The sequence below is a fragment of the Acinetobacter sp. PC34 genome (genome assembly GCF_051789135.1).
Taxonomy (GTDB): domain Bacteria; phylum Pseudomonadota; class Gammaproteobacteria; order Pseudomonadales; family Moraxellaceae; genus Acinetobacter; species Acinetobacter johnsonii.
On the sequence record NZ_CP196664.1, the window covers coordinates 1,025,744 to 1,040,410 of the forward strand.

At 38.9% G+C, this 14,667-nt stretch carries 13 protein-coding genes and 1 pseudogene; 9 read left to right on the forward strand and 5 right to left on the reverse strand.

From position 1 onward, the window contains the following. The first annotated feature begins 141 nt into the window (after positions 1-141). The gene (locus tag ACSC9N_RS05035) at positions 142-1,983 is read left to right on the forward strand and encodes a monovalent cation:proton antiporter-2 (CPA2) family protein (protein ID WP_010327190.1); all 1,842 of its coding nucleotides are present in this window, start codon (positions 142-144) and stop codon (positions 1,981-1,983) included. Positions 1,984-2,102: 119 nt separating this feature from the next. Here ACSC9N_RS05035 and ACSC9N_RS05040 read toward each other — a convergent pair whose 3' ends face one another. After that, positions 2,103-3,680 (reverse strand): sensor domain-containing diguanylate cyclase, encoded by a 1,578-nt coding sequence (locus tag ACSC9N_RS05040; protein WP_010327189.1) that lies wholly within the window; start codon positions 3,678-3,680, stop codon positions 2,103-2,105. A gap of 323 nt (positions 3,681-4,003) precedes the next feature. On the opposite strand from ACSC9N_RS05040, the gene ACSC9N_RS05045 reads away from it, so the two are divergent. Further along, entirely contained in the window at positions 4,004-4,183 is a 180-nt protein-coding gene (locus ACSC9N_RS05045) for a hypothetical protein (RefSeq protein ID WP_029575077.1), read from the forward strand. Positions 4,184-4,329: 146 nt separating this feature from the next. On the opposite strand, the gene ACSC9N_RS05050 is transcribed toward ACSC9N_RS05045, so the two are convergent. Continuing rightward, a complete protein-coding gene (locus ACSC9N_RS05050; RefSeq protein WP_010327186.1) occupies positions 4,330-4,560 on the reverse strand; it encodes a DUF2171 domain-containing protein in 231 nt (76 codons plus the stop codon). Positions 4,561-4,743: 183 nt separating this feature from the next. Continuing rightward, positions 4,744-5,280: pseudogene (locus tag ACSC9N_RS05055) on the reverse strand (serine acetyltransferase). 514 nt (positions 5,281-5,794) lie between these two features. Here ACSC9N_RS05055 and ACSC9N_RS05060 point away from each other — a divergent pair. Then, positions 5,795-6,013, forward strand: a complete 219-nt coding sequence (locus ACSC9N_RS05060) for a hypothetical protein (RefSeq protein ID WP_004696033.1) — start codon at positions 5,795-5,797, stop codon at positions 6,011-6,013. Between the two features lie 307 nt (positions 6,014-6,320). On the opposite strand, the gene ACSC9N_RS05065 is transcribed toward ACSC9N_RS05060, so the two are convergent. Both ACSC9N_RS05065 and ACSC9N_RS05070 read right to left on the reverse strand, forming a co-directional pair. Further along, positions 6,321-6,917 carry a hypothetical protein gene (locus ACSC9N_RS05065; protein ID WP_010327184.1) on the reverse strand — a complete coding sequence of 199 codons (597 nt, stop codon included), beginning with the start codon at positions 6,915-6,917 and terminating at the stop codon, positions 6,321-6,323. An 89-nt stretch (positions 6,918-7,006) separates the two neighbouring features. Then, the gene (locus tag ACSC9N_RS05070) at positions 7,007-7,705 is read right to left on the reverse strand and encodes an exonuclease domain-containing protein (protein WP_010327183.1); all 699 of its coding nucleotides are present in this window, start codon (positions 7,703-7,705) and stop codon (positions 7,007-7,009) included. A 491-nt stretch (positions 7,706-8,196) separates the two neighbouring features. On the opposite strand from ACSC9N_RS05070, the gene ACSC9N_RS05075 reads away from it, so the two are divergent. From ACSC9N_RS05075 to ACSC9N_RS05100, 6 genes are all read left to right on the forward strand, one after another. Beyond that, positions 8,197-9,441, forward strand: coding sequence for an alpha/beta hydrolase (locus ACSC9N_RS05075; RefSeq protein ID WP_010327182.1), 1,245 nt, complete (start codon positions 8,197-8,199; stop codon positions 9,439-9,441). A 156-nt stretch (positions 9,442-9,597) separates the two neighbouring features. Next, positions 9,598-10,851 carry a serine hydroxymethyltransferase gene (gene glyA, locus ACSC9N_RS05080; RefSeq protein WP_004982454.1) on the forward strand — a complete coding sequence of 418 codons (1,254 nt, stop codon included), beginning with the start codon at positions 9,598-9,600 and terminating at the stop codon, positions 10,849-10,851. A gap of 170 nt (positions 10,852-11,021) precedes the next feature. After that, positions 11,022-11,426: a nucleoside diphosphate kinase regulator gene (rnk, locus tag ACSC9N_RS05085; RefSeq protein ID WP_004696044.1), complete on the forward strand. Its 405-nt coding sequence runs from the start codon at positions 11,022-11,024 to the stop codon at positions 11,424-11,426. A gap of 313 nt (positions 11,427-11,739) precedes the next feature. Then, on the forward strand, positions 11,740-12,528 hold the full coding sequence (locus ACSC9N_RS05090; RefSeq protein ID WP_010327180.1) for a hypothetical protein: 789 nt from the start codon (positions 11,740-11,742) through the stop codon (positions 12,526-12,528). A 19-nt stretch (positions 12,529-12,547) separates the two neighbouring features. Beyond that, positions 12,548-13,681: a toxic anion resistance protein gene (locus tag ACSC9N_RS05095; protein ID WP_010327179.1), complete on the forward strand. Its 1,134-nt coding sequence runs from the start codon at positions 12,548-12,550 to the stop codon at positions 13,679-13,681. 33 nt (positions 13,682-13,714) lie between these two features. Beyond that, positions 13,715-14,641, forward strand: coding sequence for a hypothetical protein (locus ACSC9N_RS05100; protein ID WP_010327178.1), 927 nt, complete (start codon positions 13,715-13,717; stop codon positions 14,639-14,641). The last annotated feature ends 26 nt before the right edge of the window (positions 14,642-14,667 follow it).

A 14,667-nucleotide genomic window follows, 5' to 3' on the forward strand; every position in this document is an offset into this window, starting at 1 on the left:
GTGTTGATGGTAAGTCTGCGGACATGCAGAGTGAAAAGATCAGCGCTGAGACATCCTATCCGTACTGACATAGACTTTAGTGAATAAAATTAAAATAGCGTGAAATTGGCATGGATTGCCAACAACCAAGATGAGAACAAAATGAGTGCAGAAGTAGATTCACTAGGACTGGTTGGGCCTGTTGTACTGTTGAGTGCAGCGGTCATTGCCGTCCCTATTTTTAAACGTATTGGTCTAGGTTCGATATTAGGCTACTTAATTGCTGGATTGATTATTGGGCCGTTTGGTTTTGCCTTTTTTAACAATCCCACAGCTATCTTACATATTGCTGAACTCGGCATCGTGATGTACCTCTTTATCATCGGATTGGAGATGCAGCCTTCGCACTTATGGAGTTTGCGGAAAGAGATTTTTGGATTGGGCAGTTTGCAAATCCTTATTTCGGTCATTGCCTTAACGGGTATGGGCATGTTGTTTGGCTTTAGCTGGAAAATAGCGTTCATTGGTGCTGCGGGCTTTGTTCTGACGTCGACTGCGATAGTGATGCAACTGTTAAATGATCGCGGAGAGCTGCATCAACGACGTGGTCAAAAAATCGTTGCGATCTTATTGTTTGAAGACTTATTGATCGTTCCCTTATTAGCATTGGTTGCATTTATGGCACCTAATCAAGCGGCGGAAAGCTCATCTATCGATTTACAAGGGATTGGCATCGGACTGTTGGCCATCGCTGGATTAATTGTTGCAGGGCATTGGTTACTCAATCCATTATTTAAAATTCTAGCTGCTGCCAAAGCGCGTGAAGTGATGACTGCTGCAGCGTTATTGGTAGTACTGGGTGCGGCATTACTGATGCAACTCAGTGGTTTATCCATGGCACTGGGCGCATTTTTAGCGGGAGTGTTACTGTCCGAGTCGACTTTCCGTCACCAAATTGAAGCGGATATTGAACCCTTTCGAAGCCTATTACTGGGCTTATTCTTCTTAGGTGTCGGAATGTCTTTGGACTTGGCAGTGGTCAGGCAAAATTGGCCGCTGATTGTCAGTGGTGTAATTGCATTGATGTTGACCAAAGCACTGATGATTTATGTGGTCGCGCGTTTGACCAAGAGTAATCATCCCGAGGCTTTAGATCGTGCCTTACTGATGGCACAAGGGGGCGAGTTTGCCTTTGTATTGTTTAGTGCTGCGACGACAGCTCAAATTATTGACAATACCATCAAGTCGAATTTAACCGCGATTGTCGTATTGTCTATGGTGTTGACGCCAATCATTGGGGTGTTGTTTAAACGCTTTACCCTTGAGCAGAATGAAAGTTCACTCGATCAGGTCAGGGTTGCCGATGGCTTAACGGGTAAAGTATTGATGATTGGTTTTGGTCGCTTTGGTCAAGTGGCGAGTCAGCTGTTATTGGCGCGTAGTGTGGATGTGACCATTATTGATAATGATGTCAACATGATCCAAAATGCGGAAAAGTTTGGTTTTGATGTCTACTATGGCGATGGATGTCGTTTAGATATTTTACATGCGTCAGGGGCAGATACCGCAGAAGCAATTTTAGTCTGTGTCGACCACAAAGAAACGATTAATAAAATTGTAGAGTTGGTGAATGCTGAATTTCCTTTGGCTAAGCTGATTGTTCGTTCCTATGACCGTGAACACGCGCTGTATTTGTCTAAGAAAAATGTCAGTCTGATGGTTCGAGAAACCTTTGAGTCTGCATTGGCTTTAGGTCAAATGGCCTTGCAGCAACTGGGCGCAAGTCAGGATGAAATTCAGCAGGTGAGTGAGGATATCCGAGCTTTAGATAATCAACGTTTTGAAACCGAAGTTGCAGCTGATGATGTCAAAGCGGGCATAGGTATACAATATACGCAGCGTAACCCACGTCCGACTGCACCCTTGATTAAGCCGCAACATACGGGGCAGTTGTTAAATGATGCAGAACTAGAAAAACCGAGCGAAGTAGATGATAGAACTTAAAAATATAAGTTGAATCATCTTGCATGAAAAGGCCTATTTTAGGCCTTTTCATTTTTGAACAGATGGATCTGAAAAGCACTGCATGATTTGGCCTAATTTTATATTTAATGAAAGTTATATCAGTCCAATGATGTCGAGCGGATACAATTTCGACCATCATTCTTGGCTTGATAGAGTTTTTGATCTGCCAATTTAATCACCTCTTGAATATTTTCTGAGTCTTGAGGCCAAGAGGCGATACCAATTGAAACCGTGATCGTTCCAATTGGGTCAATGTAGCTTTGTGCTACTGTTTTACGAAGTCGTTCAGCCGCTATATAGGCAATTTTCGGATCTTCGTGCACCACAAAGACAATAAATTCTTCTCCACCGACACGGCAGCACACATCATGTTGACGAAAGTTGCTTTTCATATGAGACGCTAACTTTTTCAATACGTTATCACCTTGATCATGCCCATAGTTATCATTCACTGCTTTAAAGTGATCGATGTCCAATGTCAGTACCGAAAAAGGCGTATTGGTTGCTTCTAATTCATTTAAGAATAGTTTCATACCGCGGCGGTTATAAAGTCCCGTCAGCGGATCGGTATTCACGTGTTGTTTAAGCTCTGCAATTTCATCTTTAAAATGTTTGGAGCTAAGCAAGAGAGCGGTGCGAAAGCGTAAAGCCTCAAAATACCAAGGATCGATGTTTTTAATGTCTTGATCAATATTTGGGCGCGTCAACATGCTGGCCATTTGTGCAAGCTTATTGAGTGGTGACGAAATCCAGTAAGAAAGTTTCCACACAAAAATGAACAAGAGTAAATAGAAGCCGAGCATAGCCAGTGTTACTTTAATGATGATCGAGTTGGCTTGGCTTAATAACTCTAACGTCGGTTGTTGTGACACAACAACCCAATTCACACTTGGAATTGACGCAAACCCGGCAAGGTTTTCGATCCCTTTACTATTGACCAGTGCAATCTTTCCAGTGGGGTGGGAGGTAATATATTGCATCCCTGTGTTATTTTTTAATGAATCTCCAATGCGAGCTTTATCTGGATGGAAGATGATCTTATTTTTATTATCAACAACATAAGTATAACTTTTCTTATAAGAATAAGTGGTAGCTAACAGCTCACTCACCAAGTTTTCTTTATTCAAATAAATCGAGCCCGTGACGATACCGAGGAACTCATTTTTACGATTAAAAATAGGCTGAGCAATCAGCACAATTAAATTGTTTGACAAGCCTTTGTATGGAGAGGAAATATAGGTTTTCTTGAGTTTTAATGCTTCGGTAATACCTGGAGTTTTATATTGCTTCTTTTGATTAACATGTAAGGTCTCGGGTGAGTATTCCAAAATAAAAGCATTTTTATCGATAATCGTGATTGAGTTAAATTTTTGTGATTGACCTTTAAGACGTGTAACTTCAGCTTTTAAAACCTGTTGATTAGAAAAATCTTGACCAACAATTTGAGCACTATAGCGGAGCTCACTCAACATACTTTCAAAATATTTGTCGGTACTAAATGCAATTTTTGAGGCATAGCGTTGATTGGCAGCTAAAGAGTTTTCGGTTAACTGCTCTTTGATGACATAGTTCAGAACAAAAATTGAAATTAGAAACAAGCTTGAGACACAACCAATAATTAAAATCAAAATAAGTTTTTGTAAATCTAAACTATGAAAAACAGATTTCTTGATCACTCATGCCCCCAAGACAAGAACAGATTTTTTAAAGTTTTGTTGTGACGCCTGTAGAAGCTCAATTCTCATGACTGAAATCAATCTGGGTGAAAATTGCTCGAATTTGCTTGCTGGTATTTTTCTAAGTATAGAGAAACTTCATATTAATATATATGTAATTTTTATATAAAAATTACATTAGTTTTCATTAAGATAATATGAATAGTACACAATAGCGCATAATCAATCAAAAGCACTATTAAAGTTTAATGAAAACAACATTAAATTGACATGCCTAAACGCAATAATGAGCTCTTTATTATTTCGGTCATTGGAGAACAAACATGAATGTCTTAGGCATCGGATTGATCATTTTATTATCATTAATCGGCTTAGGGGCACTCATTACAGGTTTTGCTGTGGGCGAAACATTCTTTATTGTGATTGGATTACTTATATTTATTATGACCTTTTTGGTTTGGTTAAGCCTTAAAGATAAAGTTTCAAATCCTTTTAAAGACTAAGAATGTTGTAATTGAGTGAATTTTATACCTTTGCTATAAGTGAATATTCATCGAACTTAGATAGGCATTATGTTCTTTGTATCTACTCAGTGTGTATATCATATGAACTACCAGCCCAAAGGCTGGTAGATTTGTAATTTTTGAACCTATGCTTCAATCCAATTATCTTTAATTTCTTGGGCATCTTTGCTTAACATGACCTGATCCTCTCGAATTTCTCTTACCCATGCACTTGGGATAATATGGTGTTTCCCATCGCCATGTTTGGTGAGTTTGATCTCTTTACCTTCTATGTGGTCAACATCTCCAATCTTCGTTCCACATACGGCAATTACACTAGAATGTTCTTTAATGTCTGAAATATTAATCGTGGTCATGATATACCTCTATCTTATTCATAGAACAAAAACGAAGATTTACCCTAAGCTAATTTCTCGTAGTCATGAGCTTTTTAAATACAACAGCAACATATTATGTCTTAAAATTTACGGAGTATAAAAATTGTCAGCCTGTGTTTTATTTATAGAGTGCTAAATTGATTCAATTATGCTGATGTTGTTTTAGTTGCAATTCAGCCAGCGTTTATTTACTGAATTTCCAGCATTATTATAGTGAATGACTTTTGCATAATTACCTACAGCTGTTGCATTATCAGGAATATCTTTGGTGACCACACTACCTGCACCGATGGTGGCATTATCGCCAATTTTAACATGATCGATAATACAGACATTTGGGCCAATATATACATTGTTGCCAATTACAGCGGCCTGATGACCGCCATTGGCACCAATCGTTTAAACTGCGATAGGTTGCATTGTTTCCAAGAACAGTAGTTACGTTGACTATCAAAGGTCTCTCATAACAGATGAACAAGCCATAGCCCATTTTTGTGGTGCAGTGGATATCGATCCCGTATTTTTTCTTATAATAAACAATAGAGTAGGCCAGTTTGCCGATCTGCTGTTTGCAAGCCGAAAGATGTAACCAATGCTAAAGTTCAAAACTGTAATTAAACAAATCAGTTTTGATAAATGAGTTTAGTTTTGTATTGGACAATACCGATATAAATCACTCAAAATGGATTGAACTAAGATGGAAAAGAACTCATAGGTTGAATGCGCGATTTTACTTGATTTGACGCTGAGATGTTATCTCGATTTTACCTTTCAGTAGGGTCTCTTATTTTTAAAAAATATCAACTGGCTTTTATTTGTACAGTTGTTTCGAAATGTCATAGGCTCTTGTCGAGAGTAAAAAATGCTTTTATATTGTACTTACAGTAGGTCGATAACTAAGACGCTACGATGTAGTTGGACGGATCAATGACAGCTCGTTGAGTTTGATACGAAATGTTCAAACAATAAATCAGCACTAGCCTTCCAACATAGAAAAGCTCGCAGCAATGCGAGCTTTTTTTATGTGAAAAAATATGACTATGTATCTCGGTTGTTAAGCATATTTGATTTAAGTTTATGATTTATAGTTATGATTTTGAAAATATTTATATAAATTAACATTGCGATAAATTCTAACAACTCTAAGGGCAGTGTTGGAAAAAACTTGTGCTATAAGATTAAACAGAGCTAAAAAAAGAAAAGGAAAATGACCATGACTCAGCTTGTAGATGTAAAGGTAAAGGACCAATACAGCCAAACGTATAATGTGAAGGCCCAGTTAAGACAAGTACCTGAAAACTCCGAAGCAGAACGTTTGGATTTGTTTAAACGAATTGAACATATCGTTGTTGATGGTGAAGTGATTCTGCCTAGTATTGAACTGTTATTTGAAAGTCGGCAAACGGAAAATATATACCGAGTTGTTGATTAACCCTATTGAAAAAAGCCCATGTTTACATGGGCTTTTTTATGGGCGATCTATATCAAGTTAAGTTATCCCATCGCAGAAGATAAGGGATAAATTTTTTGAGCGATTATATTGAAGATCATAAAGTGAAATTAGGATATCACTTCACACATAGTTCCTATTTATCAAGCTATTTGATGAATGGTTCGAGTAACCATTGTGCCAAAGTCTTAAACAGTCGATGAAAGACGTTAAGATTTATTGCTTGAAGAAAATATAAAACTTGTAGTCTTTAAATCTTAACTAAGACTCAATTATTCGTTGAATTTATTTAAGCTGCCTGCAAACGCAACAGTGAATGATTGATCTGTTGTAAGTGTTGGTTGAGTACTGTGGGTTCTATTCGACTTTCCTGTAACGTCGTAATCCATTGCATTTGGCAGCGTTTGAGACTGTGTAAGTCTGTCGCCGATTGAATTTGAAGAATGAGTTGTTTTGCCATTAAGCCACAATAACATTGTAATAAGCTCATCATCAAATCGCGTGTTTCTTCAAAGCTATAAGCTTTAAGTGGTGGGGCTGGGCTTTGTGTAGGAGCGGGTGGTGCAGGAGTCTGCGCTTTGCTGTCTAAATCTATTGGATTGACGTTATTCTGACTATTTTCGAGTACAGACGTCGATGATTGAGCCTCCGATGACGGTTGTATTGAGCTAGAGACGCGAGATGTTTGTGTGGAATGAATTAAACCCAATTCAATTAATTGTTCGAGGATTTCAGGCGTTGCAATGCGTTGTTTGAACTGATCAGCCAATTGTTCAAAATCTTCTGTACCAATTAAAACCAATAGTCGTCTTTGACGCGCATTGAGTGGGATATGACGTTGTTGTAAAGCATCTAAACCTAATGCTGTTTTTTGATAATGATTCATACCTTAATTTACTCCCCCGAACAAATAAATTAAGGCTGAACATACAGGGTGAAAATTACAACAATATTAAGAATTTATGACAATACATTTTAGAGCGTTTTAATGCTCGTATTCTCTAAAGCTTTACGTAAGTAAGGATCGAGTTCATCTTGACGCATTAACCACTGAATATAGTCAGCAGGGAGTTCGGCAATCGCTGTTCCGCGATGCTTGCCAAAATTAATGACTCGCGGAATACGAGCATCTTCAGAGACAGCAAATAACTGCTCCATGCTGTTTATTTTTAATTGATGAACCACATGCATTAAAATATTGGCTGTTAAAATAATATCCATATCGGCACGATGGGCCTTTTTAATCATTTCACGGGCTTTTTCACTGCCTTTTGAAATCATATAAATGAGTGCTGAAATATTGTGGGCTTCAGCATCAGGCCAGACCAAACGTGCAAGGGCGAGTGTACAAATCGCTTTAATATGAGAAGTATCGACACCACATTTTTCGATAGCACGAATATCATAATCAATATTATGACCAATGATGTATTGCGTTTCGGCGGGTAGTTTAAAGGTCGTATAGAGGGGCTTCCCAACGAGGTCTGACTCTAAAATATGATGCACAGCCATCGCTGCGAATGAGATTGGTTCATCGACGGTATAGAGCTGATCAAATACTTGGCTTTTGTCTAGGCTTAATTTGCCATTTGTAATTTCAATCGGTGCATATGCAATCTCAATGGGTTGACCATTTAGGGTATGGGTTTCTGTGTCGAGAATAATGGCTTGCATGTGCATATCCGAAAATTAAAAGCTGAATAAATTTATCATTTTCAAGACTATCAAGACAGCCTATGACTGCCAGATTTGTGGTTTATTCGCTGATTTTGTGCAGTGATGGTGTTTAAATCATCTGGTGAAGCTAGGTGATTAGAGATCAGGCTTTATTAAGCAAGGGAAAAGTTGGAAGCTACTTATCGATTTATTTAGGCGGGTTGAAAAGGAAAATGATTGCTTAAAATTAAAATAATTCTTTGGGATTCGGTTCAAACAAAGACTAGAGAAGAGCTCACTGCCTGAATTCAGTTGTGGGATCAGGATTTATTTTAAATTCCAATGACCAGTTTTTATAACAATGGTGAGTGTGCATTTGCAGACAATGTTCACTTTGTATCATTCTCGTAACTGGTCTTGCCATGCGTCATTTTGAGGCGTAAATCATTAATCTATTCAAGTGATTTGAATCGTTACAACAAGAAAAAATGTCATTAAGGAATTTTAAGATGAAAAAACATATATTGGCCGTGTTCGTCAGTAGTTCTATGCTTGTTTTAACAGCCTGTGGAGGAGGGGATGGCGATTCAACTTCTGTTGGTGTGGATGATGGGATTCCTAAAAATAATATTGTTAATCCAGTCGTAACTACGCCAACAGCATATACAGCTACAGATATGTCAGCTACGGCTGGTGAAAGTGTGGTCATGACTTATAAAATGCTGGGTCAGGACAATAAAGAAACTCGCGCAACTGCATTGCTTTTTACTCCTAAAACAGTAGCTCCGGCGAAAGGTTGGCCAATAGTGGTGTGGGCACATGGTACTACTGGTGTTGCTGATATTTGCGCGCCAAGTAAATCTTCTATGGATCCTGATGTAAAATCGATGATTAATGAGTTACTTAGCGCGGGATATGTTGTTGTTGCTCCCGATTACGAAGGACTGGGAGAGCCAAGTGGTACAGAAGCCCATCCTTATCTTAATTTAAAAAGTGAAGCTTTTTCGATTACAGATGCAGTAGTTGCAACACGTGACTACTTAACCAAGCAAGGTAAATCGGTTTCAAAAAACTGGGTGACGGTTGGGCATTCACAGGGCGGTCATGCTGCTTTAGGTGCTGGTGAATATCAAAGTCGCGCGCAGTTAGATTATAAAGGGACAGTTGCGATTGCACCTGCGTCTAATTTAAAAACGATCTTTCAAGTGGGGGCTGCAAGTGTTGCAAATTTGCCAGCAACTCAACAGGTTGCTACTTATACTTCACTGAATACCTATGCTGCACTCATCACTGCAGGTATGCAAAATCCACCCAATATAACTTTGTACGGGCAAGTGTTTGAGTCTGAAGCAGCCCGTATTGCACGAACAGCTGAATCGGCATGTTCAGGGACTGTTTCTGTAAATTACTATACGGAAATGTGGGCTTTAGCGACTGGTTATAACACATTAAATGGATATTACCCAAAAACAGGATTTCTAGATTTGCCAGTCATAAAAAACTTTTTAGATAACACATCTCAGCCTTTGAAGGTCAAACAAACAGCGCCAATTATTATTTATCAAGGCACCAATGACACGACTGTTCCAAGAGCGATTACGAATATTTTATATGCTGGAGCTTCTCAAGCTGGAAACAATATTCGTTATGTGACTGATGACAGTGAAACGACGAAATGGACCCATACCACATCGTTTAGTGAAAATATCGATGATATTGTTGACGATGTCAAAACTCTCATGCCAATTCAGTAATTTGCTTTGACCCAAATCGCTCATGGAGTTCTGCTTCGTGAGCGATTTTTTATTTAAAACTGCGTAAAGTTCGTTCTCGAAATTTATAAACTTCATGCTACAATACGCGCCAATCTTAGCACGGCTTAAAAGCCCTAATTTCATAGGACCTCGCTAATGTTTGCCAATATCTCAATTGCTGAATTTGATCCAGAAATCGCGCAAGCAATCACAAATGAAGATGCTCGCCAAGAAGCGCACATCGAACTGATTGCTTCTGAAAACTATTGCTCTCCAGCAGTAATGGAAGCGCAAGGTTCAAAACTTACAAACAAATATGCTGAAGGCTACCCAGGCAAACGCTACTACGGCGGTTGTGAATATGTAGACGTGATTGAACAATTAGCGATTGACCGTGCTAAAGAGCTTTTCGGTGCAGATTACGCAAACGTTCAACCGCATGCAGGTTCACAAGCAAACTCTGCTGTTTACTTAGCCCTTCTTAACCCAGGCGACACTGTTTTGGGTATGAGCTTGGCTCACGGTGGTCACTTGACTCACGGTGCAAAAGTTAGCTTCTCTGGTAAAACATATAACGCAATTCAGTACGGTTTAAACCCTGAAACTGGCGAGATTGATTACGAAGAAGTTGAACGTTTAGCAGTTGAGCACAAGCCACGTATGATCGTAGCTGGTTTCTCTGCTTATAGCCAAATTGTAGATTGGCAGCGTTTCCGTGACATCGCGGATAAAGTTGGCGCTTACCTATTTGTAGATATGGCTCACGTTGCTGGTCTAGTTGCTGCTGGTGTTTACCCAAGCCCAGTTCAAATTGCTGACGTAACAACAACCACTACACACAAAACACTTCGTGGCCCACGTTCAGGTTTAATCCTTGCGAAAGCAAACGAAGAAATTGAGAAAAAATTACAATCAGCTGTATTCCCTGGTAACCAAGGCGGTCCATTGGTTCATGCGGTAGCGGCTAAAGCAATTTGCTTTAAAGAAGCAATGGCTCCTGAATACAAAGTTTACCAACAACAAGTAGTGAAGAATGCTCAAGCAATGGCTGAAGTTCTTATTGCTCGTGGTTATGACATCGTTTCTGGCGGGACAGAAAACCACTTGTTCTTGTTATCTCTTATTAAGCAAGATGTAACAGGTAAAGAAGCAGATGCATGGTTAGGTGCAGCTCACATTACTGTGAACAAAAATGCTGTACCAAATGACCCACGCTCACCATTTGTGACTTCTGGTATCCGTATTGGTACACCGGCTGTGACGACTCGTGGTTTCGGCGAAGCTGAAGTACGTGAACTTGCTGGCTGGATCGCTGATATCTTAGACAGCAAAGGTGACGAAGCTGTGATTAACGCTGTTAAAGCGAAAGTTGAAGCTGTTTGTGCGAAATTTCCTGTTTACGCAAACTAAGTTCTGACTTGAGAAAGCCCCCTCAAGGGGGCTTTTTTTATAGCATTAAAAAATCAAAATCAGTTGAAATGTAATTTAGACTGCATTTCTGATATAACAGAAGTTATAGGCTAATAAATTATTTTTAATAAGAATTTTATTCATACCGTATTCAAATAGGAATGCAGCACATGGCAAACCCAGCAATTATCATTTCTGAGCAGGATCTTCATCGTTTAGAAACGATGTTAGAACATCAGCCTAAACTTACACCGACCATGCAGTTGCTTGAAGAAGAGTTGGCACGCGCCGATGTTGTTGCTCCACAAGATATGCCTGCCAATGTGGTAACGATGAATGCAAAAGTTTTACTGACCATTGCGCCATCTACAGAAGCATCTGAAATTACTTTGGTTTATCCGCATGATTTTAAAGGCGAGAAGGGACAGGTCAATGTTGTAGCCCCAATTGGTGCAGCAATTCTTGGCTTAGCTGAAGGTCAAGAAATTGAATGGCCGCAGCCAGATGGTCAAATGATGAAAGTCAAAATTGAAAAAGTGGTTTATCAACCTGAGCGTGAAGGAGATTATTTATAATTTCGAAACACCCCATTTTAAAGCCATGTTGATCATGGCTTTTTTATGACTTCAAATATGCGTTTTGTTTCATAAAGGATTGTAACTCCACAGAAGATAAAAATAGAGTATGTATTGATTGGATCTTTTATTTCTACTCAATAGGTTTGAGTCCTAGTACGAATAGAGTACTGAATAACAGATATAACCTTCGTGATAATTTCTACGGCACAAAAGATGTCACAGCATTTTTGCAAAAATCTACATGTTATTTGACATAAAAGCTGTACTATAAAAATGATTTTATTCAATTTCTTTATTGGGTTAAAGCACTATGGCACAAATTGACGTTCTTGTTCCTTTAAGGAATATACCAGTCAATTCAGATGAACTTTTAAGTATCCAGCGTAATGATTTGGTTCCGTTGCTGAACGATCAATATCGTCTCAATCATTATGCAGATAGTGTCATTCAAGCACAGTCTGTGCTGTTAAATGGAGTGGACCCGCAGCTCACTTTACAGTTGAGTCAGACCATTGAGCAACTGATACAGTCACTGGCTGACTCAAAAAAATACTTGAAGAAGCGCAAATTTAATGGGCTGCAAAAGTGGCTGGGAATTGATATTGAATATGGTTCAACCCAAGTTGAATACTATAAAAAACTGGATCAGTTGTTGGATCGAGCCAATCATCTCAGCCAAAAATTACAAATTGAAATTCAAAAGTCACAGGCGCGTTATCAGCAGTTAACAGGCTTACGTGAGCAAATGGCCAAATATGTATCTGCGGCTGAAGCATTTTTAATGGAATATCCTAAATTTGTGAAGAATGCACATCCTTTAGATAATTTTGCAGAACGTTTATCCAAGAAAATAAATAGTTTACAAACTTTGCAAAGCAGTAATGATATTGCGATTACACAAATGCAGTTGTCTCAGCAGCTTTCATTGAGTTTGTTAGATCGTTTTAAAGAAGCGCAGCAGGTCTTGATCCCAGCATGGCAATATCATGTCAAACAATCGCAGCAATCAAGCTCGACAATTGAACTGGAAAAGCTCGATAATAGCCGTGAAAAATTGATTCGTACCTTAAAAAAATCACTACAGAAACCAACACTTTAAGAAATAGATTAGGTGAATTATGACCAACTCAGAACAAAACAGTCTTGTGGTAGAGCCAACCACCGAAGTGATTGAACATAAGTTTCAACAGTTAAATTTGCAAGAAATTGGCTTGCAACAAGATGACTTCAATGCGGTCTTGGCAGCACGGAAAGAGTTGGCAGAAATCAACCATAACGCCGTGGCGGAGTATGGTAAAAATATTGCGACACAAACTTCAGGATATACCGATGAATTGTTAAATTTAGTGCAAAACAAGGACCTTGATGAAACAGGGCAAAAGCTGAATCAGGTGGTACAAGTCGCACAACAGCTTAATACCTCAAGTATCTTAAATAAAAAGAAAAATTCAGGTTTCTTCGGTGGCTTGATGAGCAAAATTAAAGGGGCAAAGAATAATATTGATATGCACTTTAATACCACCAAAGAACAAATAGATACTTTGGTGAAAGAAATTGAAAAATCGCAGTCTGGTTTAAAAGCACGCGTTGATACACTCGATCGGATGTTTCATGGTGTACAAAGTGAATATAAACAGCTCGGTGTGTATATCGCAGCGGGTCAGTTGAAACAGGATGAAATTCAGCAGGAAATCTCAACACTGACTGCACAGGCGCAAGACCAAACCACAACGCAGAGAGTTTACGACCTCAATCATTTAGCCAATAATTTGGAAAAACGTGTAAGTGATTTGCAGGTTTTACAACAATCAGCCATGCAAACATTACCGATGATTCGTATTATCCAGTCTAATAATTTGATGTTGGTCGATAAGTTTTATGCGATTAAAAACATCACATTGCCTGCATGGAAAAATCAAATTAGTCTGGCGATTTCTTTAAATGAGCAGAAGAATAGTGTGCAGTTGGCCAATACCATTGACGATGTGACCAATGACTTGTTGAAGCGCAATGCTGATTTGTTACATCAAAACTCAGTAGATACAGCAAAAGCCAATCAACGTTCAGTGATTGATATTGAGACGCTTGAACATGTACAAAACACCCTCATTAAAACAGTAAATGATGTGATTCAAATACAAAAAGAAGGGATGCAGAAACGTGCTGAAGCAACCACACGTTTGCGTAGTTTGCAGGACAATTTGAATCAACTGGTTTTAGACTCAAGTTCTAATCGTACGACACCATCTTAATGCCAAGGTGGGTGGTCGATAGAGGAGAAGTATTTGCCTTCCTTAGATGAGTATGTTGTTCAGCCTCAGCACATTGAACAAGGCGTGGTTGCACTCAAACAACGTCAACGTAAACTGAGTTTATGGTGTATGTTGAGTGCCGCCTTGTTTATTGCCTCCAGCATTAGCTATTTTCTACAACCTGATTTTGTCTATAGCTTTTTTGGACTGAGCGCTGAAATACAGCAACTACATATGCCCATGAGTGTCGATGCAAATTTAGCATCACTTGGACAACAGCCAGATTATTTTCTGAATTTGCTGTCATGGTTTGGTTGGCTTGTAGTCAAGATTATGGTGTCTTTTATTGGAGCATTCATACTGGTGCACTATGCACGGAAAATTCATTTTTTCTATGTACGTTTTCAATCTTTTATACTGAAGTTTGTGGCATGGCTGATTGCCTTTATTCTGCTTTGGTCAGGGCTGACTTATGTGCAATATGATTTAAAAGATGATGAAAGCGAGGCTTTTCAGCAAATCGTACACTACGATAAAAATATTCAGCAAAGTGAAATAGCGCAGTATTTGCAGCAGTCTCAAATTCAAATGCCCGTAAAACATTATTTGCTTGCGCAAACGGCATTGTTACATCAACCTGTCGATAAAAATGCAGCCATTCCGCATGTGCTTGCTCTGGTCCAAGCAGAAAAAAACGATTCACATTTTATTGAATATGGGTTTAAGCCTGAACAGTTATGGACGATGCAGCATCAACTCTATGGCAAAACACTCACACCGATGGCTGCAAGTGTAGAAAAACAAGTTCAGCAAGCAGCGCAGTTCACTAAGGTCATGCAATTCTTCTCGCTTATCTTGATGCTACTGATGGCAGTGCTGAGTCTTGTGTTGTTTGGTCTGACGCGTCAGTTAAAAGCCAGAACTTTAAGAATTGAACAGCGGATGCAGAGTGAATCCTAAGCTTTGACTTCATTTAAAGTCCTGCG

Bases quoted from the DNA above. Each gene is read 5' to 3' on its own strand.
- ACSC9N_RS05035 (WP_010327190.1), top strand. From the start codon at position 142: ATGAGTGCAGAAGTAGATTCACTAGGACTGGTTGGGCCTGTTGTACTG.
- ACSC9N_RS05045 (WP_029575077.1), top strand. From the start codon at position 4,004: ATGAATGTCTTAGGCATCGGATTGATCATTTTATTATCATTAATCGGC.
- ACSC9N_RS05050 (WP_010327186.1), bottom strand. From the start codon at position 4,560: ATGACCACGATTAATATTTCAGACATTAAAGAACATTCTAGTGTAATT.
- ACSC9N_RS05060 (WP_004696033.1), top strand. From the start codon at position 5,795: ATGACTCAGCTTGTAGATGTAAAGGTAAAGGACCAATACAGCCAAACG.
- ACSC9N_RS05065 (WP_010327184.1), bottom strand. From the start codon at position 6,917: ATGAATCATTATCAAAAAACAGCATTAGGTTTAGATGCTTTACAACAA.
- ACSC9N_RS05070 (WP_010327183.1), bottom strand. From the start codon at position 7,705: ATGCAAGCCATTATTCTCGACACAGAAACCCATACCCTAAATGGTCAA.
- ACSC9N_RS05075 (WP_010327182.1), top strand. From the start codon at position 8,197: ATGAAAAAACATATATTGGCCGTGTTCGTCAGTAGTTCTATGCTTGTT.
- glyA (WP_004982454.1), top strand. From the start codon at position 9,598: ATGTTTGCCAATATCTCAATTGCTGAATTTGATCCAGAAATCGCGCAA.
- rnk (WP_004696044.1), top strand. From the start codon at position 11,022: ATGGCAAACCCAGCAATTATCATTTCTGAGCAGGATCTTCATCGTTTA.
- ACSC9N_RS05090 (WP_010327180.1), top strand. From the start codon at position 11,740: ATGGCACAAATTGACGTTCTTGTTCCTTTAAGGAATATACCAGTCAAT.
- ACSC9N_RS05095 (WP_010327179.1), top strand. From the start codon at position 12,548: ATGACCAACTCAGAACAAAACAGTCTTGTGGTAGAGCCAACCACCGAA.